Origin of the sequence: Idiomarina sp. 28-8, from assembly GCF_000320945.2 — a bacterium.
Lineage (GTDB): Bacteria > Pseudomonadota > Gammaproteobacteria > Enterobacterales > Alteromonadaceae > Idiomarina > Idiomarina loihiensis.
Window position 1 is genome coordinate 23757 of the sequence record NZ_DF266791.1, and the last position, 22846, is coordinate 46602.

Here is a 22846-nt window from a genome sequence, read left to right on the forward strand (position 1 = left end):
TTATACTTATAATTTATACAATAAGCTAGTTACTTTTCCAGACGAGCCAGAAGACTGGATGTATCCCAGCGGTTGCCACCCATCTTCTGAACATCAGCATAGAATTGGTCAACTAATGCTGTCGCCGGCAGCGACAAGCCCTGACGGTCGGCCTCAGCCAAGGCTATTTTTAAGTCTTTACGCATCCAGTCTACAGCAAAGCCATGCTCGTAGTGATTATCCCACATAGTCTTATAACGGTTTTCCATCTGCCATGAACCCGCAGCGCCCTGACTAATAGCTGCAATAAGCTTATCGGGATCTAAGCCGACTTTGCGCGCCAGTTGAAGCCCCTCCGACAACCCTTGCAAAACACCGGCAATACAAATCTGATTGACCATTTTCGCTAATTGTCCACTACCAACAGGACCCATCAACTGACGAGTTTTGGCATAGCATTGGAAAAGCTCATCCGCCGCTTCAAAAGTTTGCTGCTCACCACCCACCATAGCCGTTAGAACACCGTTTTCAGCTCCGGCCTGTCCACCTGAAACCGGTGCGTCTAAAAAGGCACCTTGTTTTTCTTTTACAGCTTGTTCGAGCTCTCGTGCCAATTCAGCAGACGCCGTAGTGTGGTCAATAACAACGGCACCGGGTTTTAAATTCGCCAGAATACCCTCGTCACCGTAAAATACACTGCGTACATCATCATCGTTACCAACACAAACCATAACAAAGTCAGCTTCTTTAACCGCTTCAGCCGGGGTTGGTTGGCTGTGTCCGGAGTATTCCTTTGCCCATTTTTCGGCTTTAGCCTGAGTGCGGTTATAAACTGTTACCTTATGATCCGCTTTTTGTAAGTGGCCGGCCATTGGGTAACCCATAACGCCTAATCCAATAAATGCACATTGCTTTGACATAGTCATTCCTCCCGAAAATTCGGTTTTTCAATAAGCCAGTGTTGGTAACGCCCCAGTTCACGATAAGGGGACATTTGGTTGTATTTCATCTCCAGTGCCAGTAACTCATCAAACCATTGCTGATGAGTCAGGTCGCGTAAGTAGTCATGAAAACAGCGAACACCGGTCTTTTGCTGAACTTTTAGTCCTTCTTGCTCTAGCCAGTCATCAACCTGTTCCGGTACCGCCGGATTTTGAGGACTCAAGCGAACGGTCTTTTTCACCTTCAGCCCGCGCTCAATATAATCAAAGTTGCCGTAAATGGCATTGGCAAAAAGCTTGGCGTGGTAGTTATAGAACATGAGCGACAGCTTGCCGCCGGGTTTTAAAAGTGAAGCCAATTGATGAATGGCGAGCTCGGTATCCGGCAACCATTCCAGCACAGCATGGCAGAGGATAATATCGTACTGCATTAGCGGTTGCTGATTAACAAGCTCCGTTAAACTTGCCGCAACGTACTTGCACTTATGCCCCAGTCCTGCCGCTTTGTGACGGCGCTCAGCTTCTTCAATCATTTCGGTTGAAAGGTCAGAATGCACCACCGTAAAGTCTTTTTCCTGAAACCACTGGTTTACCTGACCAAGCCCGGCTCCTACATCAAGCACTAAACATGGCTCAGTGGCTAACAGCGGCGCTAAATCACGCTTGAGCACCTCAACCCTGAGTTGCCCCTTAGTGGTGTCATAAATGGATTTAGAGAACTTTTGGCTGATACCGCTAAAGTCGCCGCGTTCTTGTTTCTTTTTATTCATTAAAGGCTTCTTTTCATCAGGCGGGACTATCAATGTCAATAAATTTAACATCCAGTTCAAACTGGCGGGCTAAGTGCTCGCCCAGTGCTTTTGCGCCGTAACGCTCGGTGGCGTGATGCCCTGCCGCGAAAAATGCGATACCCTGCTCCCTGGCACTATGTATGGTCGGCTCTGAGACTTCACCGGTAATAAAGGCGTCGACACCAAGCTGAGCCGCCCGGTCAATAAAACCCTGACCACCACCAGTGCACCAGGCAACTTTTTTAATTTTATTTAAACTGTCGACACGACAAACCAGCGAGCGTTCTAAGCGCTGCTCCAGTTCATTAGCAAACTCATCGCAGGAAACGGCTTTAGCTAAATGACCGGTGACCAGTGGGCAAGCCGGATCATAAGCATCCACCGGGCCGTCAAACTCCCAGCCCATTAACGGAGCTAACTGCGCGTTATTGCCAAGCTCAGGGTGAACATCCAGCGGTAAGTGATAGGCAAATAAATTGATATCATGCTTCAACAGCTGCTGTAAGCGCCGCTTTTTCATACCAACAACTTCCGCCGGCTCGCCCTTCCAGAAATAGCCATGATGAACCAGAATCGCATCGGCGTTCTCGTCAACAGCTCTGTCAACCAGAGCCTGGCATGCTGTTACCCCGCTGACCACTTTCTGAATTTCAGATTTGCCCTCTACTTGCAGTCCATTAGGACAATAGTCTTTAATCTGCTCACTGTTTAATAGTTTATTAAGATAATTCTGTAATTCATTTCTATTTATCGGCATATCTAAAAACCAAATTGCTTCGTTGAGTGGCTTCAGTTTACCCGAAATTAGACAATAATCCGAAAAAACGGTATAAACGAATAGCGAAGCATTTTTATACAATACTTTTAAACCAAACCTTGAATAAAGGAACACTTGAATGAGCAACCTGGACAAAGATAAGGTAATCGCTGAATACACGGAAGCTTATCAAAAAGCTCACGGTAAAAAGCCTAAAATTGAAAGCAGTAACGGCTGGTATAGCGTTGATGGAGGCAAAAATGTACGCCTGAGTCAATTAGCTGACGACGCAAAAGCGCTTGGTAAAGAGAAAAAGTCTGCGCCTAAAAAGTCGGAGTCGAAAAAGACTGAACCCAAAAAAGCAGAAGCGAAAAAGCCTGCGGCTAAAAAAGCTGAGACTAAGAAACCAGCAGCTAAAAAACCTGCTGCGAAGAAATCTTCAGCTAAGCAATCCCCAGCGAAAAAATCCAGCTCTGGCGGCTTAACCGCAAAAGAACTGTGGAAGCAAAAGCTAGAAGGTAAAGACAGTGATTGTCGTTTACCTCGAGGCAGTGCGTAAGCCACCGCTATAAGTAAAAAAAGCGACCTTAATGGTCGCTTTTTTCGTTATAGAACGTCCGGATTTTTGCCGGCAACGCGATCTATTGGAACTCTAATTTTACGGTAACGGTGCACCAGGAAGTCACTACGTTTGAAAATGACTTTTTCAGAACCAAAGTCAGCCTGAGACACCAGGAAGCGGTCGTTATCCAGTGTTTTTGCTATAATTCCTAACTTCCCCTGATGCGGTCCACGCTTAATAAAAATCGTCTGCCCTTGTATGCGGGGGTTGTTATAAGAAAATGTCGGATAATTAATTGCCACTGCCGTTTCCCTAAACCTTATAAGGCTATATCAATACCAGGATTATACTCCTATTATCGGTCACCGACAGAGATTCTTGATATTTATTTCTTACCAATATAAAGCGTTATCTCACCAACAGGGAAGCCCCATTTAGACATGTCGGTACGGTTGATCATATTGTTCTCATCAATAAGATACAGCCAGTCATCCAGCGTCAATACCAGAGGCTCGCCGTCTACCACAACTTCCAGTTGGTACTCCCAGTTAAGAACATTGCCTGCTGTTGTACCTTTAGCAACGCCTTCAACATCGTCTGCACGCCCTTCATAGCTATTCGGACCGGTTTTCGTTATGTGCCAGACTCGTTGCTGCTCACGACCATCAGCATAAGTAAAATGTTCATCGAGAACGCCTTCGTTACCTTCCCAGGTACCTGTCATGGTAACCTCGAAACGCTGAATCACTTCACCGCTGTAGTCCTGAACAATACCATACGCAACCAATTCACCGTTAAAGAACTCTTCAAGCTTTAACTTTGGCTCTGCTGATTTATAGGCATCAATGCCGGTTGAGCACGCCGCAAGCAAACTGAGTAAAACAGTAAAACCTAAAACCTTTAAAGCCTTCATTTTATTTCTCCCCAATGAGTTCATTGCGCTCAGATTCAAAACGGCTATTTTCCGACAACCAAATAGCTAAAAACTGCTCAGTAAAGTCTTTATCTTCAATTTCGCCCAGCAACTTATCGCCCTGGTAAAATTCAGCTGTCCCGTCTTTCTTCTCAACTAAGAGCAGGCAGTCGCCCTCTTTAATGTCAGGCCAGATGGAGTCCAGTTTTTCTAACCATTGCTCATGTTTATCGCTATTCAGTTCCAGCTTCTGCCATTCTTCTTCCGTTGTCTCGATAAGATCTTTCGCCTTAATATCACGCAGGTACGCCAGTAACAAAGCTTGTCGTTCGTCCTGCTTATACTTACCTGACGGACTATATAAAGTGGCATCATAAACGTCCCAGAAATACACGCTGAGCCGAGTTTGCCCAACTTTAGAAAAGTCATCGGGTACGGAAGCGGTGCATTCAGCGGCATAGGAATTAAGGCTGAAAAGCGCAATAATTCCGCATAAAATGAATCTCATACTTTACACTCCCTGTTCTTTCTTAGGTGACATGGAAAAAACAAAATACGCCATCATTAGTCCCCATACAGCGGCATAACAGGCAATAACAATGGGCATTGAGTCAACGGTTGCTGCATTAAGCTTTATTCCTGCAACATAGCTTAAGGGGCCTGAAACGCCACCGAGCAGAACAGCTAATACTGGTTTAGGTGCAAGCCAGTCCAGTGCAACCGGCGCCATAGATGAAAAACCCAGCCACAGCATGACCAACCACAAAGGAAAGTATCCTCCGGCAAAATCGATAACGCCCAGGCTAATCACAATTGCTTCCAGCAATAATCCAACCGCAAACAGCCGCAAAATTAAGGTCCAGCTGACCCTGGCTACGGCAATGCTATAGAAAAATTGCAAGGCTAATAAAACGCCACTAAGCACAATATAGTTCTCACGGCCGGAAACGGCACTTAACCAAAGCGCATTGAACAGAACAAAACTGACAATTTTATGCTGAATAGAAGTCATTAGTAGGCCTGCGATTTGCTAGCGGTAACCTGAACAACCGATACCCGTTGTTCCAGAAAGCCGCCTTCACAATAGCTGAAATAGTAATTCCAAAGTCTGGAAAAGCGTTCATCGTAACCAAGCTTTTCGAGCTCGCTTTCATGGGCGTTAAAACGCTCTTCCCACTGTCTCAGGGTTTTTGCGTAACTCAAACCGAAGTCATGTACGTCACGTACCACCAAGTCGGTGTAACGCGTAAACAGTTGCGTCATTTGGCTTAAAGACGGAAGGAAACCACCGGGGAAGATATGCTTTTGAATAAAATCTACAGAGCGAGCATAGGATTTCGCTCGCTGGTCGGCAATAGTGATAGCCTGTAACGACATTCTTCCGTCTTCTTTCAATAGTTTGTTGCAGGTTTTGAAAAAAGTCGGTAAGTATTCCTTTCCTACCGCTTCTATCATTTCAACCGAGACCAACTTGTCGTACTGCCCTTCTAAGTCACGGTAGTCACGCTTCAACAGTTCAATTCTGTCGGACAAGCCCGCCGCTTCAACTTGCTGCTTAGCGTACTGAAACTGCTCATCAGAAATGGTCGTCGTGGTTACCCTGCAACCGTAGTTTTTGGCTGCATAAATGGCCAGGCCGCCCCAGCCCGTGCCTATTTCCAACAGGTGGTCCTGCGCCTTTAAATCAAGCGAATCGCATAAGCGTTGCATTTTATTGCACTGTGCTTGCTCCAGTGAGTCGGCAGGCTCTTTAAATAAGCCACTGGAATATTGCATTGCGCTATCAAGAAAACGGGTATAGAGCTCGTTGCCCAGATCGTAGTGAGCGGAGATATTCTTTTTAGCCTGCCCTTTGTGGTTACGATTACTCCAGTGCTGGTATTTGTTAAAGGGAAAAGTTAACCAGGCCAGTCGCGTTTCTAATTTATCTAAGGCCGGTAAGTTACGGGCAAAAATACGAATAACCGAGGTTAAATCGGGGGTATCCCAATGCTTATCAATATACAACTCGGCTGCACCAATACTGCCACCAGTAACCAGGCGACGGTAAAAAGATGAATCCTTCACGTCAATTTCAGCGTTCAGGTCTTTATCGGGATGCCCGAAAGTTTCAATGAACGTGCCTTTCTCTTTTATCGTCAACTGCCCATACTGCAAATGAGCTAGTAGTTTAAAAGCGATAGTTCGGAAAAGCTTATCCAACACACCATACTGAATAGGCGCTACCATAGTTGTTTCACCACTGGACATACAAACTGCCTTCTAATTATTTTAGTTACCAGGGTTTCCGTAAAATGGAACCCGCTTGATAAAAAGCTTTAACGCCTGCCAATAAATGCCCCCAATAATTTTTAGAGCCATAACAGGTGTTGTTCTTAATACGCGGTAAACTTCAGTACGGTTTAGCGGTTGTCTATTTAATTTCATACCGGCAACAAAATCTTTCTCTTGCTGGTGGGCGCTTAGAGTGACTTTTAAACTCTCGGTGGGTGGCTCTATCTGCCAGTGGTAGGTCATATCCATAGGATTAAATGGAGAAACGTGGAATTGCTTTACGGTTTCAGGACACTCTTCTGACAAATCGACCAAGTAATAATGACGTTGCAGCCAGGGCGTATTACTGACTTCAGCTAACATGTGCGTATATTCGTCATTGTCCTGCCGAAGAAAATACAAATTAATGGGGCTAAAAAAAATTCCAAAGGTACGTAAGTTACCGACAAATAGAACCTGACCGGTTAAATCTTTCCCGGCAAGGGAGGACATTTTCTTTAGTGCCGCCTGGTGTAAATTGCCCTCTTCATCTTTTAGGTAGTCCTTTCGACGAAACCAAAGGGGAGCAAAACTGTTACAGGATAACCAACGGCTTATAGAACTGACTTGATCGAGTTCAGATAAATCAATACACCATTGTTGAAAACGGTAATTAAAGGCATGATGTTTGGGGCGATGTCTTACATGAAAAACATCGCCCCAATATATGGCGCTCTTCATGAGTTATCAATCGCTTCAGTATTCAAACGGTTAGCAACATCAATAGCACTTCTTACGCCGTCTTCATGAAAACCGTTATACCAATAAGCACCAACAAAATGGGTGCTGTTCTTTCCGCAAATCGCATTTCGTTCTGCTCTGGCTTTTAAAGACTGAACAGAATATTGCGGGTGTTCATAGGTAAAGGTTTTAATAATCTCATCAGAGTCAATGGCAGCTGTATTATTCAATGTAACGCATACGGTTTTATCACACTGCAACCCTTGCAGGATATTCATATTATAGGTTACTGAACTGGGTTGTTCTTCTGCTGCATCATCTTCTCTTAATAGGTAATTCCAACTTGCCCAGGCACGTCGGTTTCTGGGTAACAAATTCTCGTCTGTATGCAGAACAACCTCATTCGGGCAATATTTTATCTCACCAAGAATACGTTTTTCGTCGGGGCTGGCATCGTCAAGTAAAGCAAGCGCCTCGTCACTGTGACAGGCGAAAACCACTTCATCAAAATACCGTTCCTCGCCATTACTAAAAACAAGAACAACCTGTTCCTGTTGGCGCTTAACCGCAACAATTTCACTGTTTAGCTCAAGCCTTTCTTTAAACGGTTCGGTCAGCATAGGAATGTACGCGTGAGAACCACCAACCAGCGTGTGCCACTGAGGACGGTCGCTAACATTCAATAACCCATGGTTATCAAAGAAACGTAAGAAAAAGCCCAGAGGAAAGTCCTTCGCATCGGCCAGGCTTGCAGACCATATAGCCGAAACCATTGGTAATAAGTAGTACTGCGAGACCGATTCCGGAATATCGTGCCGAGTAAGAAATTCTGCCAACGTGACATTGTCCGCTTCGCTGACATCCTCTTCTAACGCGCTTTTAGCGGCAGCGTTAAATTTCAGAATCCCCCGTAACAAACGGTAAAAAGACAAGCTAAACAAATTTTTCCGCTGTGCAAACAGTGTATTTAAGTTATGTCCGTTAAACTCCAGTCCCGACTTAGGGTCACGTACACTGAAACTCATTTCAGTGTCGCGCCAGGCCACTTTCAGCTCTGTCAACAAGCGTTTAAAGCGTGGATACGTCTTGTCATTAAAAACGATAAAGCCTGTATCCACAGCATACATACTGCCATTAATTTTTACATCGCTGGTGCATGTATGCCCGCCAATATAGTCATTTTTCTCAAATACACTGACTTGATGTTCACGACTTAAATAATAAGCACTGGTAAGACCCGCAATACCACTTCCAATAACGGCTATCTTCATGACGACTGCTTCCTTGCCATTTGTTCTGATAGTTTCACTTGTAAGCCTTCCGGCAAAATAGACATTAACTTCAGAAGGCTACTAAATAGCCACGGAAATGCGATGTCCCGTTTGTTCTTATTAATGCCTTTTATTATTGCCTTCGACGCAAACTCAACGTCAACGCGCATTGGCATTTCAAAATCATTGGCATCAGTCATTGGTGTTTTCACAAACCCGGGTGAGACGGTTTGAACTTTGATTCCCTGAGGTTTCAAATCAACTTCCAGCCCCCGGGCAATATAGTGCATTGCCGCTTTCGAACCGCCATAAGCCTGAGCCCTGGTGAACGGAAGAAGTCTCGCCAGGCTGTCAACAATGACCAGGCGCGCCGAGTCACTGAACTGAGGAAGTAAAGCTTCCACGCAATTCATTGTGCCGAATACATTCACTTTAAACACCCGCTCGAACATGTCGGCATCGAACGCTTTAACGTCGAGGTATTCACACACACCCGCACACAGTATGGCAACATCAATATCGTTAATTTGTGCTAACGCATTTTTTGCTGACTCTTTGTCGGTAATATCAAAGGCGCTGCAGGTTATTTTTTCAGGATATTGTTTTTGTACCTCTAACAACGCGTCGTTATTTCTTCCGCACACAACAACGTCATTGCCATCAGCTGCATAATCCAGAGCCAGCTGGCGCCCAATACCTGATGAAGCTCCAGTAATTAAGACTTTCATTCGTCTGTTAGCCTATTTTTAATTTTATCAATGACATAGCCGACTAGCGGTACGTGTTCATAAAGCATTGCGCCAAGATCGTAATAATCTCTTTGTTCTCTGATTTTGCCGTCTTCAAAGGTTAAATACGAAACTCCCGGCAGAATAATTTCCATACCATTGGCGAGCTTGGGGTGTGCGTAACGCATCTGCCATGTAAGGAACGCCTGCTCTTCCCCAACGCATTCATCGTCAAAGGCAAAGTGACAATACTCAACGTTTTCCATTGTGTGTTTTAGATACTTGCTAAAGTCGTCCAGCCCGACGACATGTTGTATTGGATCAGTAAACGAAATTTCGTCATGGTATAACTCATCCAGCTCATCAAGGTTTTCGGTTTTCAGCTCATCGTAGAGCTCTTTGAGTTTTTCGACTAATTCACTGTTATCCATTTTTCACCTGCTTAAACGTTGTTAGGAATCGTTCACGAGCAAACTTGTGCTCGACCATGGGTTCGCAATAGTTATTACTGCTTTGTTGCTGAAGCCAACTATGAGGCCAGTGAATATACTTTGTTGGTACTTCCTTAAGTTCCTCTACCCATTTACGAATGTACTGCCCGTCAGGATCAAATTTCTCACTTTGCTTAACCGGATTAAAAACACGAAAATATGGAACGGCGTCAGTTCCGACCGAAGCACTCCATTGCCAGCCGCCATTGTTTGCCGGAAAGCTCCCGTCAATTAAATGCTGCATGAAAAAGGCTTCACCTTTTCGCCAATCCACTAATAGATCTTTTACCAGAAAATTAGCTGTGATCATTCTTAAGCGGTTGTGCATCCATCCGGTTGATGTCAATTGACGCATTCCGGCGTCAACAATTGGATACCCGGTTCGGCCATCACACCAGCGTTGGAAAGCGTCATCGTCCTCTAACCACTGAATGCTGTCAGTTTCAGACTGAAAGCTCTCACCTTTTGATAAACGCGGCACAAAGTACATTAAATGCTGATAGAACTCTCTCCACGCCAGTTCCGTAAGCCAGGTATCAGCCCCGGAAGCAAGCCCAAACGGAAACTCCGGCGAAAACTTGTGTAATGCCCGGACAGCCGTCTGCGGTCCGATAACGCCCTGCGCCAAATAAGCGGAAAGTTGTGAGGTTCCGTTTTGTGCAGGCAAGTCTCGGGCTTGTTGATAATCATCAACACTGTGGCCAACGAATTGACCCAGTTTCCCCAAAACTTGTTGCTCGCCGGCACTCCAGTCAGACGAATCTTTTCTCTCCAACGGGCATTCAGGCAGGCCTTTTGCGGTTATCGGAGAAAAAGATTTAATTTGCAGCGGTTCGCTGTAAGTTTTTTCGCTTAATACTTGTCGCCACCGCCGGTTAAAAGGCGTGAACTTTTTGTAGTAGTCACCTTGTTGTGTTCTGACCTCTCCGGGCGACACCAACAAGTTACCATGATGCGAAACCAGTTCGATATCATCATTGCTTAGTACCGCATTGGTAGCTGCGTCTCTACGTTTTTCATCCAGCGCATATTCCGCATTAATATGTACCCGGGCAATTTTATTTTCCCGACAGAAGGATCGTAAAGCCCCTGGAACCTGACTGAATTTGGAGACTAACTGCACTTGCAACTCAATGCCCTTTTCGGCTAAATCCTGCTGCAGGCATTCTAAGTTTCGCCAAATAAAGTCAACTTTTATCGGTGCCCAGTCATGGCTTTTCCAGGTTTCGTGGCACACAAAAAATATAGCCAAGGGTGGCTCATCGCCGTGGCATGCAGAAAACACGGCCGGGTTGTCTAAAATTCTTAAATCACTACGAAACCAAATTGCTTCTCGCATCACTACAGCCCATAACGTAATTTTAAATCATCGGGATATGGCGTCAGATACCATTGCCCTTCTAAATATTCTTTCGGAAACTCGCGCAAATAATGCCGTATTAACGTTAGAGGGGACATCAGAGGGAGAATGCCATCGTGATACTGGAGAATGATATCACTCAGCTCTTCTCGTCTTTCATGAGCAAGATCCGCTTTAAAATAACCCTGGATATGTTGAAGTACATTGGTGTGGTTCTTACGCGACGCCGGTTTTGATAAAGCATCCATCACATCAATGATATATTGCTCCGCAAAGGCACTGTCGATGACTTCTTGTTCACCCAGACGTTTACCCAACTCGCGGTAACGCTGCTGATTATGAGCTAACAAAGTAGCTTGCAGCGCTGGTGAAACTGCAAAAGCTGATGTTTGGAAAGCTTCTGCGTCATTTCTTTCCATTGACTAAACACATAAACCCGTATCACAAAGTTTTCACGTAAATGCGGGTCATTGAGCCGGCCATCTTCTTCTAAAGGCAAAGCGGGATTCTTTTCTTTAAGCCGCGCGGCAAAAATTCCCATTCCAGCTTTTTGTGCATGCCCGGTTTCCGGATCATATAACTTGACCCGCTCCATACCGCAGCTGGGAGATTTTGCGCATAGAATGTAACCGCTTAACTGCTCTACTTTAACCTGAACCTTATCGGCAAAGGCAGCTAGCTGTGACGTAATATTTTCACCGGTTTTGGGCACTACCGCCTGTACATCGTCATGTTGCTCAAGGCGAATAGTCGGTCTTGGCACCGGCATTCCAATACCAACTTCCGGGCAAAACCGTACCAGTTCAATGTGTCGACTTAATTCATCAACACAGAATGCGGACTTCTTGTGTCCCCCGTCAAACCGGACCTCGTCGCCCATTAAACAGGAACTAATACCCACTTTTAACTTTGTCATTTTAACCCCTGTTGAATTTCACTGATGATAATGTACGGTATATCGATAAAAATAGTTTGGCATTTATTCGATAAAAAAGATCCAACCAGACCCACCTCAACGTAATGTTTCTTAATTGTTCAAACTACTAGCCAAATGAGGTTATATGCAGCAGTATCAGCAGTTACCGCTATTCCCGCTTACCTCGCATATAATGCCGGGCGGACGCATGAAATTGAAGGTGTTCGAGCCGCGCTACACCAGGCTGGTAAAAGAGTGTCTGCAAAATGACAGTGAGTTTGTGGTGGCCATGTTTAACAACGAACATGCAACGACATCAAGCGATTACCTTCTTCCTTACGCCACCACAGTAAAGATTATTGATTTTGAACCAAGAGATGATGGCTTACTCGGTATAACCGTTGAAGGGAAAAGTCGGGTTCGTATTGACGAGCATTGGTCTGAAAGCGATAAATTAAGGTTTGGGAAAATAGAGTACCTCGAAAACTGGCCTGAACTTTCTCTGGATAACGCAGCCGATAAACTCAAGACTCGATTACAGGAAGCTTTCGAGACCTACCCGGAACTTTCCGAGTTGTTACCTGATCTCGGCTACGAGAAACTTGACTGGGTTTGTTCAAGGTGGCTTGAAATACTGCCTCTGGACGTCTATACAAAACAAGAGCTGATAAGATGCGAAAGTTGTCTAAAAGCAAAAGAATATCTGTTAGACTTAATTCGTTAATTGAGTAAACATTCTGCCATCTGGGTGATCCATTTTCTCAACACCCCGTAATAGTTAGAACATTGTGTGAAAAGAAGCAGGTCTAATTATGCAAATGGTGTCAGAAAGAACATCGAAACGGGGGTCTATGGCTACCACCCAGACAGACGCTGCCGAGAAAGCAGCGGAACTGCTGGCAAAGATTGCAGAAAATAGAAATCGCGCTGCCTTTAGTGAACTCTTTAGGTTATTTGCACCAAAACTACAATCTTACGCTACAAGACAATTTGGTAATGAACAAACGGCTATGGATCTCGTCCAGGAAACCATGACTAACGTCTGGCATAAAGCTCACTTGTTCAAGCCTGACCGTGGCTCTCCTTCTACCTGGATATTTACCATAGCTCGTAACATCCGCTTCGATTTGCTTCGTAAGAACAAAAAACGCAAAGATGATATCAGTGCTGATGAACTCTGGCCGATTCTCTCCGAGCAGAACGATAGCCTCGATGACGGTTACGCATTGGATCACGATGTTCTGATGCAGGAAATTTCTTTTTATTACGCTCAATTGCCTGATGCACAACGGGTTGTTATTGAGAAGATTTATATTGAAGGTAAATCTCAGCAGGAAGTCTCTGACGCTCTGGGAGTACCTTTAGGGACAATTAAGTCCCGAACTCGTCTAGCATTAAAAAAATTGAAAGAGTTGATAGTCGATGATGATTAAATCACACCCAGGCGAAGGCCTTTTATACCAGTACGCCTCTGGCGATCTTAGCGCGGCAATGACGTTAGTTGTCGGCACACACATCGATATGTGTAAAGCGTGTCGTCAAACCGTGTGTGAGATTGAGCAGAAGCTGTGTGAAGAAAATTTAGATACATTGGTTAGTGTTGCCAGTACAACAATGAGCAAGTCTCAGTGTGACCAAATGCTGGAAGCCATTTTCGCGTCTTCTGCATGTAACAAACAAGCACACCAACCGAATGAGATGCTCTCTCTGGAAGGTCGTCGTTTTACACTGCCTCGTACCCTGGCGCACAATAGTCACCGCATTGGTGAGTGGTCGAAACTGGTCGGTAAACTCTGGCGCGCACCATTAACTCTGGACAATGGAAATCAGACGAACTTGATTTACATGGCACCAGGCGCAAAACTCCCTGAGCATACGCATAAAGGAAAAGAGGCGACGCTGGTTATTGATGGTGTTTTTAATGACGAGCAGAGCGAGTACCGGGACGGTGATTTTATTTTGTTAGACCCCAGTCGTACCCATACTCCGGAAACTCAGGATGAAGACTGCTTAACTCTGGCTACGCTGGACGCGCCCTTGCATTTTACTTCAGGCATCAGCCGGTTACTGAATCCCTTTAGCCAGCTCTTCTTTCGTTAATTTCCGGCGACATAAGTACAGACTCAAATAAAAAAGAACCCGAGGTTAATCCTCGGGTTCTGCGTTTTCGACTCGACTTTTAAATTTCTGACCAGGTTTGAAGGTGACAACCCGACGCGCTGAAATAGGAATTTCCTCGCCCGTTTTCGGGTTACGCCCAGGGCGCTGATTTTTAGTTCGCAGTTCAAAATTGCCAAAACCTGACAACTTCACCTGCTCGCCTCTTTCCAAAGCAACTCTGATTTCTTCAAAAAAATCTTCAACTAACACTTTGGCATCTTGTTTACTAACACCGTATTTGTCGAACAGCACTTCTGCCAGTTCTGCTTTGGTCAGCGCCATAGTTTAATCCCTCAATGTTGCATTAAACTCACTCTTTAATGTCTCAATAAATTTAGTCATAAGCTCAGTGACTTCCGCTTCTTCCAAAGTTTTGTCGCTGTCTTGCAAAGTAACGGATAGAGCCAAGCTTTGTTTACCTTCTGCCACACCATCACCGATGTAAACGTCAAACAAGTTTAGGTCAACTAACTGTTTTACGCCAACATTTTCCATCGCAGCTATCAGCTCACCTGCCGCAAGGTCCTTATCAACCACAACAGCAAGGTCGCGACGAATAGAAGGATAACGAGATACCGGCTTGGCTTGCGGTAACGGTCGCTCAGTCACGGCTGATAACGCCAGTTCAAACACAAAGGTGCGCTGATTAAGGCCTAAAGCCTTATCAAACTTAGGATGCAAAGCGCCGATATCACCGATTTTTTCAGAGCCTCGGTAAATTGCCGCTGATTGCCCCGGGTGCAGTGCTGGGTTTTGTGATGCAACAAAACGAAACGCCGCAGCATTGCCTGTTTGAGCTAACAAAGCTTCAACATCACCTTTTACGTCATAAAAATCAACCGCACGGTCACCTTCTGACCAGTGTTCTGAATGCGCTTTACCAGAACGTATACCGCTGATAACCGCTTCCTGACGAACACCGTTTTCAGCTGACTCGTCTGGAATAAATCGTAAACCCGTTTCTACGAAAGCCAGCACAGACTGCTGACGCTTCTGGTTATGAGCAACCGCGCCGACTAATCCCGGCCATAGGCTCACGCGCATAGAAGACATATCAACCGAAATTGGGTGTGGCAAAGTCAGCGCTGCGGTTTCATCAAACATCAGTGCCTGATGTTTTGGATCAACAAAGCTGTAGGTTATCGCTTCCTGATAACCACGGCTGACCATAGCATCCACCAGTTGATGGGTACTAAGCTGGCTTTCTCTACGCTCAGTCATACGCAGTTGCGCCGCCGGCGGTGCTGCCTGAATTGAGTTGTAACCGTAAACCCGGGCAACTTCTTCAATTAAGTCTTCTTCAATGCTCAAGTCAAAACGGTATGACGGAATGCCCACCTGCCACTGTTCACCGTCAAATGAAACATCGAAGCCTAAACGCTCAAGAATTTCAGTGACATTGTCATCAGCAATGCTGACACCCAGTACTTTAGCCAATCGGCTGGCTCTTAGGGTAATGCCGTCACGCTTAGGTAAAAATGCTTCTGCAACCGCTTCGGTTACCGGCCCTGCTTCACCGCCGCAAATTGCCAAAAGTAATTCTGTAGCTCTTTCCATTGCCGTACGCTGCAGCTGAGGGTCTACGCCGCGCTCATAACGATGAGACGCATCGGTATGTAACCCGTAACGGCGCGCTTTGCCTAAGATGGCATCTGGTGCAAAGAAAGCGCTTTCCAGAAAAATATTTTTACTGTTTTCGGTTACACCACTGTTTTTACCACCGTAGACACCCGCCATGGCTAATGCTTTTTTCTCGTCAGCAATAACCAATGTATCTTCGTCCAGCTCAACCAGTTGCTCATCTAATAAGGTCAGCTGCTCTTTCGGCTTCGCTAAGCGAACATCAATGTTCCCTTCCAGCGAGTCGAGGTCAAAAGCATGCATAGGGTGACCCAATTCAAGCAACACGTAGTTAGTGACATCAACTACCGGGTCAATGCTACGAATACCGCTGCGTCTTAACTTTTCTGTCATCCATACCGGCGTTGGGCGAGTTAAATCGACACCTTTAATAACACGGCCTAAATAACGCGGACATTGCTCAGCCGCAGACAAACTAATGCTTAGCGTATCTTCAATACTCGCAGTCACTTCAAGGATTTCTGGCGAGGTGACATCCAGACGGTTCAATACCCCTACTTCGCGTGCAATACCACGGATACTCAGACAGTCACCACGATTCGGAGTTAAGTCGATATCGATGCTGTTGTCGTCAAGTTGCAGGTATTTACGGTAATCTTCTCCAACCGGAGCATCAGTCGGAAACTCAATAATACCATCATGCTCATCAATAAGGCCCAGCTCTTTAAACGAGCACAGCATACCGTTTGACGGCTGACCGCGAAGCTTCGCTTTCTTAATTTTGAAATCGCCGGGCAATACCGCCCCAACTTTAGCAACAGCAACCTTAATGCCTAAGCGGCAATTGGACGCTCCGCAAACAATATCCACCGGCTCGTTTTCACCAACGTTAACTTTAGTCACTTGCAGTTTATCTGCGTCCGGGTGAGGACCACATTCAATCACTTCACCAACGACGACAGTATGGAATTCATCGGCAACCGGCTCAACAGCATCTACTTCAAGACCAGCCATACTGAGCTGTTCACTCAATTCATGACTGCTGATGTCGGGGTTAACCCATTCCCTTAACCATTGTTCACTGAATTTCATTGCTTACTGCCCGTTAGTTAAATTGTTTGAGGAAACGCAAATCGTTCTCGAAGAACGCACGTAAGTCATTCACGCCATAGCGCAACATGGCCAGCCGCTCCACACCCATGCCAAAAGCAAAACCGGTATATTTTTCCGAATCAATACCCACTGCCTTCAACACATTTGGGTGCACCATTCCGCAGCCTAGAATTTCTACCCATTTCCCGTTTTTACCCATGACATCAACTTCTGCCGAAGGTTCGGTAAACGGGAAGTAAGACGGTCTGAAACGCACTGTCAGTGACTCTTCAAAAAAGTGATTGAGGAAGTCTTCTAAAACTCCCTTCAACTGAGTAAAGCTGACATCGGTATCTACCATCAACCCTTCGACCTGATGAAACATCGGTGTGTGGGTCTGGTCGTAATCATTCCGGTAAACCCTTCCTGGAGAAATGATCCGTAGTGGCGGTTTTTCATTTTCCATAGTACGAATTTGTACACCAGAAGTTTGCGTACGCAGCATTGTTGAGGGGGTAAAATAAAACGTATCGTGGTCGGCTCGTGCCGGATGATTCGCTGGAATATTCAGCGCATCGAAGTTATGAAAACCGTCTTCGACTTCCGGGCCTTCTTTCACGCTAAAGCCTAAATCACCGAAAAACTGTTCAATACGGCGAATGGTCTGAGTTACCGGATGCACTCCGCCTACCGCTGAGTGCCGTCCGGGTAAAGTAACGTCTATCCGCTCCGCTTCCAGCTTTTGTGCTAACTCAGCAGCTTTCAATAGTTCTTTACGAGCATTGATACTCGTCTGAACTTGCTGTTTAGCTTCGTTAATTTTCTGTCCGGCTTCCCGACGTTCAGACGGGTCTAACTTACCTAAGCCTTTTAAAAGCTCAGTGAGCTGCCCTTTCTTGCCCATATACTCGACGCGGACTTCGTCTAACGCAGTCGGTGAATCTGCGGCCGCAATGGCCGATTCAGCCTGCTCAACAATTTGCTCTAGCTGCATCGTATCCCTCAACAACACAAGATAAATAATAAAGGCGCTATGATAGCGAATTTTCAATGAAAAAGGGAGCCAATTGGCTCCCTTCTAAATCTGTTTATTCGAACCCATAAAGGTTTTGAATAATTACAGTGCGCCTTTTGCTTTCTCAACCAAAGCGGCAAAACCGTTTTGATCATGAACAGCGATATCGGCTAAGATTTTACGATCGATTTCAATAGATGCTTTTTTCAGACCATTGATAAAGCGGCTGTAAGACAGACCGTTTTGACGAGCCGCAGCATTGATACGAACAATCCACAATTGACGGAATTGACGTTTTTTGTTGCGACGGTCACGGTATGCATATTGACCTGCTTTAGTTACTGCCTGGACCGCTACGCGATAAACGCGACTACGGGCACCATAATAACCTTTCGCCTGCTTCAGGACTTTTTTGTGACGCGCTCTCGCGATTACACCACGTTTTACTCGTGCCATTTGCTATCTCTCCTTATGCGTACGGTAACATGCGAACGACTAATTTAACGTCGGCCTCATGGACCATGCTCTTAGCGCGAAGCTGACGCTTACGCTTAGGGCTCTTCTTAGTCAGAATGTGACGCAAGTGAGATTGCTTGCACTTAAAACCACCAGAAGCAGTCTTTTTAAAGCGCTTGGAAGCGCCCTTGTTCGATTTCATTTTTGGCATGAAATTAAACTCCGCATTGTTGATAAAAGTGTGAAAGGGTGAGCCTGACAATCAGACTACTTGTAAACCACGATCACTTCTTGTTGGGTGCCAAGACCATAATCATCTGGCGCCCTTCGGCACGTCTTGGGAACGACTCAACAATTGAGATTTCTTCTAAATCGTTTTTAACGCGATTCAGCAATTCAATGCCCAACTCTTGGTGTGCCATTTCCCGGCCACGGAAACGGATAGTGACTTTAGTTTTGTCACCTCCCTCGAGGAAACGACGCAGGTTGCGCAGTTTTACCTGGTAGTCGCCCTCATCAGTACCAGGTCGGAACTTAACTTCCTTGACCTGAATCTGTTTCTGTTTTTTCTTCTGCTCTTTCTGTTCTTTACTCTTTTCAAAGAGGAACTTGCCGTAATCCATCAAGCGGCAGACTGGTGGTTCTGCGTTAGGGCTCATCTCCACCAAATCAACACCAGCTTCCGCTGCTGCATCAAGAGCCTCGTTAATACTGACGACACCAGCTTGTTCACCATCGGTTCCGATTAAGCGAACTTCATCAACGCCTGTAATTTGTTCGTTGATACGGTTTTTATCTGCAGCTTTCTGAGTTCTTTTTCCGCCTTTAATGGTTTATTCCTCCAAACAATTAATCAATTTTGCGAGTACGGACTTCGTCCTCTACACGAGCAATGAAGTCTTCTAACGGGAATTTGCCCAAGTCTTCACCACCACGTGTACGTACCGCAACCTCACCAGCTTCGACTTCTTTATCGCCGACAACCAGTAAATATGGAACACGCTTTAATGTGTGTTCACGGATTTTAAAGCCTATCTTCTCATTTCTCAAGTCGGCTGATGCACGAATTCCCTTTTCGTTCAGGGTTTTGACAATTTTTCGCACATAATCGCTTTGATTATCCGTGATATTCATTAATACAACTTGCGTTGGCGACAACCACAACGGGAAGTGCCCAGCGTACTCTTCAATGAGAATACCCATGAAACGTTCAAGTGATCCCAAAATAGCGCGGTGGATCATAACTGGCGTGTGTCGCTCGTTATCTTCGCCCACGTAAGTAGCACCTAAACGTCCTGGCAACGCAAAATCGAGCTGTATTGTACCACATTGCCAAGCCCTGCCCAGACAATCGAACAAAGTAAATTCTATTTTCGGACCATAAAAGGCCCCTTCACCCGGTAAATAAGAGAAATCGATGTCATTATTCTTCAGGGCCTGAGCCAATGCTGTTTCAGAACGATCCCAGGTAGCATCGTCGCCTAAGCGTTTTTCAGGGCGGGTTGAAAGCTTCACATCAATGTTCTCAAAACCAAAGGTTTTGTAGGTTTCATAAACCATTTTGATGCAACCCGCGACTTCTTCCTGCACCTGCTCTTCAGTACAGAAAATGTGCGCATCATCTTGTGTGAAACCACGAACACGCATCAGACCGTGCAATGCACCTGAAGGTTCATTACGGTGACAGCTACCAAACTCAGCCATACGTAACGGCAAATCACGATAAGATTTCAAGCCCTGATTAAAGATTTGAACGTGTCCCGGGCAGTTCATCGGCTTAACGGCATACTCGCGGTTTTCCGATGACGTAGTGAACATCAGTTCTGAGAATTTCTCCCAATGACCTGATTTCTCCCACAGCACCCGATCCATCATCATAGGACCTTTGACTTCCTGATATTCGTACTCACGCATTTTTTCGCGAATGTACGTTTCTAACTCACGGAAAATGGTCCAGCCATTGTGGTGCCAGAAAACCATGCCCGGCGCTTCTTCCTGCCAGTGGAATAAATCCTGGGCTTTAGCAATTTTACGGTGGTCGCGCTTTTCAGCTTCTTCTAAACGCTGTAAATAGGCTTTTAACTGTTTCTTATCTGCCCAGGCCGTACCATATATACGCTGCAACATTTTGTTGTCAGAATCACCACGCCAGTAAGCACCGGCCATTTTCATAATTTTGAAATGCTGACAAAACTTCATGTTGGGTACATGCGGACCACGACACATGTCGATGTATTCTTCGTGGTGATAGAGCCCTGGCGTTGCATCGGTCGGGATGTCTTCATCCAGAATTTCTATTTTATAAGGTTCATGGCGCTCTACGAAAGTTTCACGGGCTTCTTTCCAACTGGCTTTTTTCTTTATAACGGCATATTCCGTTTTAGCCAGTTCTTTCATCCGCTTTTCAATCTTCTCCAGGTCTTCCTGAGTAAAGGTGTGATCAACGTCAATATCGTAGTAAAAACCGTTATCAATCACTGGACCTATTGCCATTTTTGCGTCTGGCCACATCTGTTTAACCGCATGACCCATTAAATGAGCACAAGAGTGACGAATAATGTGTACGCCGTCGTCATCTTTTGGTGTCACAATTTCAATGCGGGCATCATGTTCAATGAGTTCACAGGCATCAACCAGCTCACCGTCAATACGCCCGGCAACCGTTGCTTTCGCAAGGCCAGCACCGATATCGGCGGCAACTTCCATAATGCTTACAGGTTTATCGAATTCGCGTTGACTTCCGTCAGGGAGAGTAATTACAGGCATGAAACTTCCTTTCCAACCAGTGGTGACACCTACCAAGTGCCACGTGCTCTATTTTGGTTTTATCTGCTTTATAGAAAAAACCTACGAAATTTTTGCGTTCGGTACCATCGAACGCGAGACGCTACTATAATCGACCGCTTACATTTGAGCAACCGCCGAGCCTGTTTTGACATCAGACATTACCGGAGAGTTAACCGGACAACTTGCCGCTTTATTAGCCGCTGCCTTCTGGGCTGTCGCCACCGTGTTGTACCACCGCGCCGGTAGCCACTTCTCGCCCTTACAAATGAACTTAGTTAAAGGCGTTGTTGCGACTCCCCTGCTTTTGACTATGAGTTTGTTGCTGGGTAACTCGTTAGAGCTAAGCTCAGGCCTGTGGTTACTCGCGTTAAGCGGCATTATAGGTATTACCATTGGCGACAGTTGTCATTTTGCCGCGCTGCGTCGTTTAGGCCCCTGGCACGCTATGTTGTTGGAGTATCTCGCACCACCACTGGCTGCATTCATGGCCTGGGTGTTTTTAAGTGACGGTTTATCCACCATTGAAATTACCGGTGCGGTCATAACCTTAAGCGGTGTTCTGTGGGTCGTTACTGAAAAAGCTCCGGACAAACAGCCTGCGCTTTCATTATCAGGTATATTCTTCGGCTGCGGCGCCGCGCTCTGTCAGGCTACCGGTTTAGTCATGGCTTTTGCGGTGCTCATGCAATCCCGCGTAAACGCTATTGATGCGGCATTTGTGCGTCTTGCCGCCGGCTCCTTTTTACTCGCCATAATTGTCGGACTTTCGAAACGAGGCGCGTACAACGCAATCATAAAACAAGTTCGTTCTATTAACCCTTTGCCGCTGCTCGGCGCCATAGTATTCGGTACGTTCCTCGCTATTTGGTTACAGCAAATTTCTATCGCCAATATCAACCCTGGCTTAACCCAGACTTTACTCTCCACCGCACCACTCTTTTTAATACCGATATCTTTACTGAAAAAACAACGAATTACCCCTCGCTCTATGGCCGGAGCTTTAATCTCATTGGGCGGAATCAGTATTTTATTTCTATAGTAAGACGTAGAACCTTATTTCGTTGAGGGTGCGTTGATAAGCTCTGGCACCTAAAGAAATAACTGGGTATGACACAGACTATCGAAGGCCATGGATGGCCTGAGTTAAGCGTCCATGGACGGACTCGCAGCGTGTCTGTTTCATACCCGGTAATTTCTCAGCCAGAGTCTAGCGAGGTATCCCGACAAAGGAGTTAGCAATGAACGAAGAAAACTTACAAAGTGTGCCGGTGAAATGCCCGCACTGTGGGCACAATACCTTTTTAGATATTGATGCCTCGGAGGGAAATCAGGATTATCAGGAAGAATGTGCTGCCTGCGGTGACCTCATTCATGTTCAGTTACAAGTTGACGAGGCCAATCAGCAGGCGCGAGTGAAGGTCGACGGTAACGATGAGCAGTTTTACTGACGTTTAGCCAGCACGCGCTCAACCGTTTCAACAATAGTGATGGTTTGCTGATCAAGCTCAATATTCAAACTATCGCCCACCTGCGTTGATTCTAAATTGGTCAGGCGTAACGTTTCCGGAATTAAATGCAGACTAAAACAATTAGCTTCAACCTGACCTACCGTCAAACTGGCGCCGTTAACCGCAATAAACCCTTTGGCAAACAAGTACGGGGTATATTGCTCTGGTAGTTCTATCCACATAGCAACGTTATTCTCAGAGGTGTCAATTTTAGTCACTTTGCCCTGGCAGTGAATATGACCTGAAACTGCATGCCCGCCAATTTCATCGCCCACTTTTAGTGACCGCTCCAAATTAACTTTGTCCCTCTCACCTAACAGTCCTAAATTTGTTAGCCGCAGGGTTTCATCAATAACGTCAAAGTGCACCTCAGTATCGCTGAATTCGACCACAGTTAAACAGCAACCATTTATGGCAATACTTGCACCAATAGCCAGGTTTTGCAGAAATTGGGGTTCAGTTTTAACAGCCAGGTGTCGAAAAGATCCTTGGTCGGAGACTGAAAATATCGTAGCTTGGGTTTGAACAATACCGGTAAACATCG

At 45.6% G+C, this 22846-nt stretch carries 27 protein-coding genes and 1 pseudogene; 6 read left to right on the forward strand and 22 right to left on the reverse strand.

Annotation, left to right across the window (positions count from 1 at the left end; all coding sequences use genetic code 11):
• Nucleotides 1-29: 29 nt before the first annotated feature.
• Genes RJ32_RS08015 through RJ32_RS08025 form a run of 3 tightly spaced genes read right to left on the reverse strand, consistent with a single transcriptional unit; the run spans nt 30 to nt 2468 of the window.
• On the reverse strand, nt 30-899 hold the full coding sequence (locus tag RJ32_RS08015) for an NAD(P)-dependent oxidoreductase (protein WP_034821046.1): 870 nt from the start codon (nt 897-899) through the stop codon (nt 30-32).
• A 2-nt stretch (nt 900-901) separates the two neighbouring features.
• Nucleotides 902-1690, reverse strand: a complete 789-nt coding sequence (locus RJ32_RS08020) for a methyltransferase domain-containing protein (RefSeq protein ID WP_034821049.1) — start codon at nt 1688-1690, stop codon at nt 902-904.
• A gap of 16 nt (nt 1691-1706) precedes the next feature.
• Complete coding sequence (locus tag RJ32_RS08025) at nt 1707-2468, reverse strand: Nif3-like dinuclear metal center hexameric protein (RefSeq protein WP_304607993.1); 762 nt, start codon at nt 2466-2468, stop codon at nt 1707-1709.
• Nucleotides 2469-2607: 139 nt separating this feature from the next.
• On the opposite strand from RJ32_RS08025, the gene RJ32_RS08030 reads away from it, so the two are divergent.
• On the forward strand, nt 2608-3027 hold the full coding sequence (locus RJ32_RS08030) for a hypothetical protein (RefSeq protein ID WP_034821052.1): 420 nt from the start codon (nt 2608-2610) through the stop codon (nt 3025-3027).
• A gap of 47 nt (nt 3028-3074) precedes the next feature.
• Here the strand turns inward: RJ32_RS08030 and RJ32_RS08035 are convergent, their stop codons facing one another.
• The 11 genes and pseudogenes from RJ32_RS08035 to RJ32_RS08085 form a co-directional block, all read right to left on the reverse strand.
• Nucleotides 3075-3332 (reverse strand): DUF3912 family protein, encoded by a 258-nt coding sequence (locus tag RJ32_RS08035; RefSeq protein WP_011234625.1) that lies wholly within the window; start codon nt 3330-3332, stop codon nt 3075-3077.
• A gap of 83 nt (nt 3333-3415) precedes the next feature.
• Nucleotides 3416-3943, reverse strand: a complete 528-nt coding sequence (locus RJ32_RS08040; RefSeq protein ID WP_034821055.1) for a DUF3833 domain-containing protein — start codon at nt 3941-3943, stop codon at nt 3416-3418.
• 1 nt (nt 3944) lies between these two features.
• Nucleotides 3945-4451: a chalcone isomerase family protein gene (locus tag RJ32_RS08045; protein WP_011234627.1), complete on the reverse strand. Its 507-nt coding sequence runs from the start codon at nt 4449-4451 to the stop codon at nt 3945-3947.
• A gap of 3 nt (nt 4452-4454) precedes the next feature.
• Nucleotides 4455-4955, reverse strand: coding sequence for a DUF2878 domain-containing protein (locus RJ32_RS08050; RefSeq protein ID WP_034821058.1), 501 nt, complete (start codon nt 4953-4955; stop codon nt 4455-4457).
• A complete protein-coding gene (locus RJ32_RS08055) occupies nt 4955-6193 on the reverse strand; it encodes a cyclopropane-fatty-acyl-phospholipid synthase family protein (protein ID WP_034821060.1) in 1239 nt (412 codons plus the stop codon). The genes RJ32_RS08050 and RJ32_RS08055 overlap by 1 nt, the downstream gene beginning before the upstream one ends.
• Before the next feature lie 21 nt (nt 6194-6214).
• Nucleotides 6215-6937, reverse strand: a complete 723-nt coding sequence (locus tag RJ32_RS08060) for a DUF1365 domain-containing protein (RefSeq protein ID WP_011234630.1) — start codon at nt 6935-6937, stop codon at nt 6215-6217.
• Complete coding sequence (locus RJ32_RS08065; RefSeq protein ID WP_034821063.1) at nt 6934-8208, reverse strand: NAD(P)/FAD-dependent oxidoreductase; 1275 nt, start codon at nt 8206-8208, stop codon at nt 6934-6936. Before RJ32_RS08065 ends, RJ32_RS08060 begins: the two co-directional genes overlap by 4 nt.
• Nucleotides 8205-8936 (reverse strand): SDR family NAD(P)-dependent oxidoreductase, encoded by a 732-nt coding sequence (locus tag RJ32_RS08070; RefSeq protein WP_034821066.1) that lies wholly within the window; start codon nt 8934-8936, stop codon nt 8205-8207. The genes RJ32_RS08065 and RJ32_RS08070 overlap by 4 nt, the downstream gene beginning before the upstream one ends.
• Nucleotides 8933-9367, reverse strand: coding sequence for a nuclear transport factor 2 family protein (locus RJ32_RS08075; RefSeq protein WP_034821069.1), 435 nt, complete (start codon nt 9365-9367; stop codon nt 8933-8935). The genes RJ32_RS08070 and RJ32_RS08075 overlap by 4 nt, the downstream gene beginning before the upstream one ends.
• The gene (phrB, locus tag RJ32_RS08080; RefSeq protein ID WP_034821072.1) at nt 9360-10766 is read right to left on the reverse strand and encodes a deoxyribodipyrimidine photo-lyase; all 1407 of its coding nucleotides are present in this window, start codon (nt 10764-10766) and stop codon (nt 9360-9362) included. Before phrB ends, RJ32_RS08075 begins: the two co-directional genes overlap by 8 nt.
• Before the next feature lie 2 nt (nt 10767-10768).
• A pseudogene (locus RJ32_RS08085) lies at nt 10769-11703 on the reverse strand (YbgA family protein).
• A gap of 145 nt (nt 11704-11848) precedes the next feature.
• Here RJ32_RS08085 and RJ32_RS08090 point away from each other — a divergent pair.
• The 3 genes from RJ32_RS08090 to RJ32_RS08100 all read left to right on the forward strand — a co-directional run bounded on the left by RJ32_RS08090 (nt 11849) and on the right by RJ32_RS08100 (nt 13803).
• On the forward strand, nt 11849-12427 hold the full coding sequence (locus RJ32_RS08090; protein WP_034821075.1) for an LON peptidase substrate-binding domain-containing protein: 579 nt from the start codon (nt 11849-11851) through the stop codon (nt 12425-12427).
• An 88-nt stretch (nt 12428-12515) separates the two neighbouring features.
• A complete protein-coding gene (locus tag RJ32_RS08095) occupies nt 12516-13136 on the forward strand; it encodes a sigma-70 family RNA polymerase sigma factor (RefSeq protein WP_034821078.1) in 621 nt (206 codons plus the stop codon).
• Complete coding sequence (locus tag RJ32_RS08100) at nt 13126-13803, forward strand: ChrR family anti-sigma-E factor (RefSeq protein WP_011234638.1); 678 nt, start codon at nt 13126-13128, stop codon at nt 13801-13803. Before RJ32_RS08095 ends, RJ32_RS08100 begins: the two co-directional genes overlap by 11 nt.
• Before the next feature lie 45 nt (nt 13804-13848).
• On the opposite strand, the gene RJ32_RS08105 is transcribed toward RJ32_RS08100, so the two are convergent.
• From RJ32_RS08105 to thrS, 7 genes are all read right to left on the reverse strand, one after another.
• Entirely contained in the window at nt 13849-14145 is a 297-nt protein-coding gene (locus RJ32_RS08105) for an integration host factor subunit alpha (RefSeq protein ID WP_011234639.1), read from the reverse strand.
• A gap of 3 nt (nt 14146-14148) precedes the next feature.
• On the reverse strand, nt 14149-16536 hold the full coding sequence (gene pheT, locus RJ32_RS08110) for a phenylalanine--tRNA ligase subunit beta (RefSeq protein WP_034821081.1): 2388 nt from the start codon (nt 16534-16536) through the stop codon (nt 14149-14151).
• Nucleotides 16537-16549: 13 nt separating this feature from the next.
• Complete coding sequence (gene pheS, locus RJ32_RS08115) at nt 16550-17530, reverse strand: phenylalanine--tRNA ligase subunit alpha (RefSeq protein WP_034821084.1); 981 nt, start codon at nt 17528-17530, stop codon at nt 16550-16552.
• A 123-nt stretch (nt 17531-17653) separates the two neighbouring features.
• Nucleotides 17654-18007, reverse strand: coding sequence for a 50S ribosomal protein L20 (rplT, locus tag RJ32_RS08120; protein WP_011234642.1), 354 nt, complete (start codon nt 18005-18007; stop codon nt 17654-17656).
• Nucleotides 18008-18020: 13 nt separating this feature from the next.
• Nucleotides 18021-18218 (reverse strand): 50S ribosomal protein L35, encoded by a 198-nt coding sequence (rpmI, locus tag RJ32_RS08125; RefSeq protein ID WP_011234643.1) that lies wholly within the window; start codon nt 18216-18218, stop codon nt 18021-18023.
• A 73-nt stretch (nt 18219-18291) separates the two neighbouring features.
• Nucleotides 18292-18837, reverse strand: coding sequence for a translation initiation factor IF-3 (infC, locus tag RJ32_RS08130; protein WP_011234644.1), 546 nt, complete (start codon nt 18835-18837; stop codon nt 18292-18294).
• 19 nt (nt 18838-18856) lie between these two features.
• Nucleotides 18857-20773 (reverse strand): threonine--tRNA ligase, encoded by a 1917-nt coding sequence (thrS, locus tag RJ32_RS08135; RefSeq protein WP_034821090.1) that lies wholly within the window; start codon nt 20771-20773, stop codon nt 18857-18859.
• A 166-nt stretch (nt 20774-20939) separates the two neighbouring features.
• Between thrS and RJ32_RS08140 the strand changes: the two genes are divergently transcribed.
• Both RJ32_RS08140 and RJ32_RS08145 read left to right on the forward strand, forming a co-directional pair.
• A complete protein-coding gene (locus RJ32_RS08140) occupies nt 20940-21833 on the forward strand; it encodes a DMT family transporter (RefSeq protein ID WP_034821093.1) in 894 nt (297 codons plus the stop codon).
• A gap of 199 nt (nt 21834-22032) precedes the next feature.
• Nucleotides 22033-22242, forward strand: a complete 210-nt coding sequence (locus RJ32_RS08145) for a CPXCG motif-containing cysteine-rich protein (RefSeq protein ID WP_034821096.1) — start codon at nt 22033-22035, stop codon at nt 22240-22242.
• Here the strand turns inward: RJ32_RS08145 and RJ32_RS08150 are convergent.
• Nucleotides 22236-22844 carry a riboflavin synthase gene (locus tag RJ32_RS08150; RefSeq protein ID WP_034821099.1) on the reverse strand — a complete coding sequence of 203 codons (609 nt, stop codon included), beginning with the start codon at nt 22842-22844 and terminating at the stop codon, nt 22236-22238. The two genes, RJ32_RS08145 and RJ32_RS08150, sit on opposite strands and share 7 nt — an antisense overlap.
• Between the last annotated feature and the right edge of the window lie 2 nt (nt 22845-22846).

Excerpts from the sequence above, each read along its gene's own strand:
- RJ32_RS08015 (WP_034821046.1), bottom strand. The coding sequence starts at position 899 with ATGTCAAAGCAATGTGCATTTATTGGATTAGGCGTTATGGGTTACCCA.
- RJ32_RS08020 (WP_034821049.1), bottom strand. The coding sequence starts at position 1,690 with ATGAATAAAAAGAAACAAGAACGCGGCGACTTTAGCGGTATCAGCCAA.
- RJ32_RS08025 (WP_304607993.1), bottom strand. The coding sequence starts at position 2,468 with ATGCCGATAAATAGAAATGAATTACAGAATTATCTTAATAAACTATTA.
- RJ32_RS08030 (WP_034821052.1), top strand. The coding sequence starts at position 2,608 with ATGAGCAACCTGGACAAAGATAAGGTAATCGCTGAATACACGGAAGCT.
- RJ32_RS08040 (WP_034821055.1), bottom strand. The coding sequence starts at position 3,943 with ATGAAGGCTTTAAAGGTTTTAGGTTTTACTGTTTTACTCAGTTTGCTT.
- RJ32_RS08045 (WP_011234627.1), bottom strand. The coding sequence starts at position 4,451 with ATGAGATTCATTTTATGCGGAATTATTGCGCTTTTCAGCCTTAATTCC.
- RJ32_RS08050 (WP_034821058.1), bottom strand. The coding sequence starts at position 4,955 with ATGACTTCTATTCAGCATAAAATTGTCAGTTTTGTTCTGTTCAATGCG.
- RJ32_RS08055 (WP_034821060.1), bottom strand. The coding sequence starts at position 6,193 with ATGTCCAGTGGTGAAACAACTATGGTAGCGCCTATTCAGTATGGTGTG.
- RJ32_RS08060 (WP_011234630.1), bottom strand. The coding sequence starts at position 6,937 with ATGAAGAGCGCCATATATTGGGGCGATGTTTTTCATGTAAGACATCGC.
- RJ32_RS08065 (WP_034821063.1), bottom strand. The coding sequence starts at position 8,208 with ATGAAGATAGCCGTTATTGGAAGTGGTATTGCGGGTCTTACCAGTGCT.
- RJ32_RS08070 (WP_034821066.1), bottom strand. The coding sequence starts at position 8,936 with ATGAAAGTCTTAATTACTGGAGCTTCATCAGGTATTGGGCGCCAGCTG.
- RJ32_RS08075 (WP_034821069.1), bottom strand. The coding sequence starts at position 9,367 with ATGGATAACAGTGAATTAGTCGAAAAACTCAAAGAGCTCTACGATGAG.
- phrB (WP_034821072.1), bottom strand. The coding sequence starts at position 10,766 with ATGCGAGAAGCAATTTGGTTTCGTAGTGATTTAAGAATTTTAGACAAC.
- RJ32_RS08090 (WP_034821075.1), top strand. The coding sequence starts at position 11,849 with ATGCAGCAGTATCAGCAGTTACCGCTATTCCCGCTTACCTCGCATATA.
- RJ32_RS08095 (WP_034821078.1), top strand. The coding sequence starts at position 12,516 with ATGCAAATGGTGTCAGAAAGAACATCGAAACGGGGGTCTATGGCTACC.
- RJ32_RS08100 (WP_011234638.1), top strand. The coding sequence starts at position 13,126 with ATGATGATTAAATCACACCCAGGCGAAGGCCTTTTATACCAGTACGCC.
- RJ32_RS08105 (WP_011234639.1), bottom strand. The coding sequence starts at position 14,145 with ATGGCGCTGACCAAAGCAGAACTGGCAGAAGTGCTGTTCGACAAATAC.
- pheT (WP_034821081.1), bottom strand. The coding sequence starts at position 16,536 with ATGAAATTCAGTGAACAATGGTTAAGGGAATGGGTTAACCCCGACATC.
- pheS (WP_034821084.1), bottom strand. The coding sequence starts at position 17,530 with ATGCAGCTAGAGCAAATTGTTGAGCAGGCTGAATCGGCCATTGCGGCC.
- rplT (WP_011234642.1), bottom strand. The coding sequence starts at position 18,007 with ATGGCACGAGTAAAACGTGGTGTAATCGCGAGAGCGCGTCACAAAAAA.
- rpmI (WP_011234643.1), bottom strand. The coding sequence starts at position 18,218 with ATGCCAAAAATGAAATCGAACAAGGGCGCTTCCAAGCGCTTTAAAAAG.
- thrS (WP_034821090.1), bottom strand. The coding sequence starts at position 20,773 with ATGCCTGTAATTACTCTCCCTGACGGAAGTCAACGCGAATTCGATAAA.
- RJ32_RS08145 (WP_034821096.1), top strand. The coding sequence starts at position 22,033 with ATGAACGAAGAAAACTTACAAAGTGTGCCGGTGAAATGCCCGCACTGT.
- RJ32_RS08150 (WP_034821099.1), bottom strand. The coding sequence starts at position 22,844 with ATGTTTACCGGTATTGTTCAAACCCAAGCTACGATATTTTCAGTCTCC.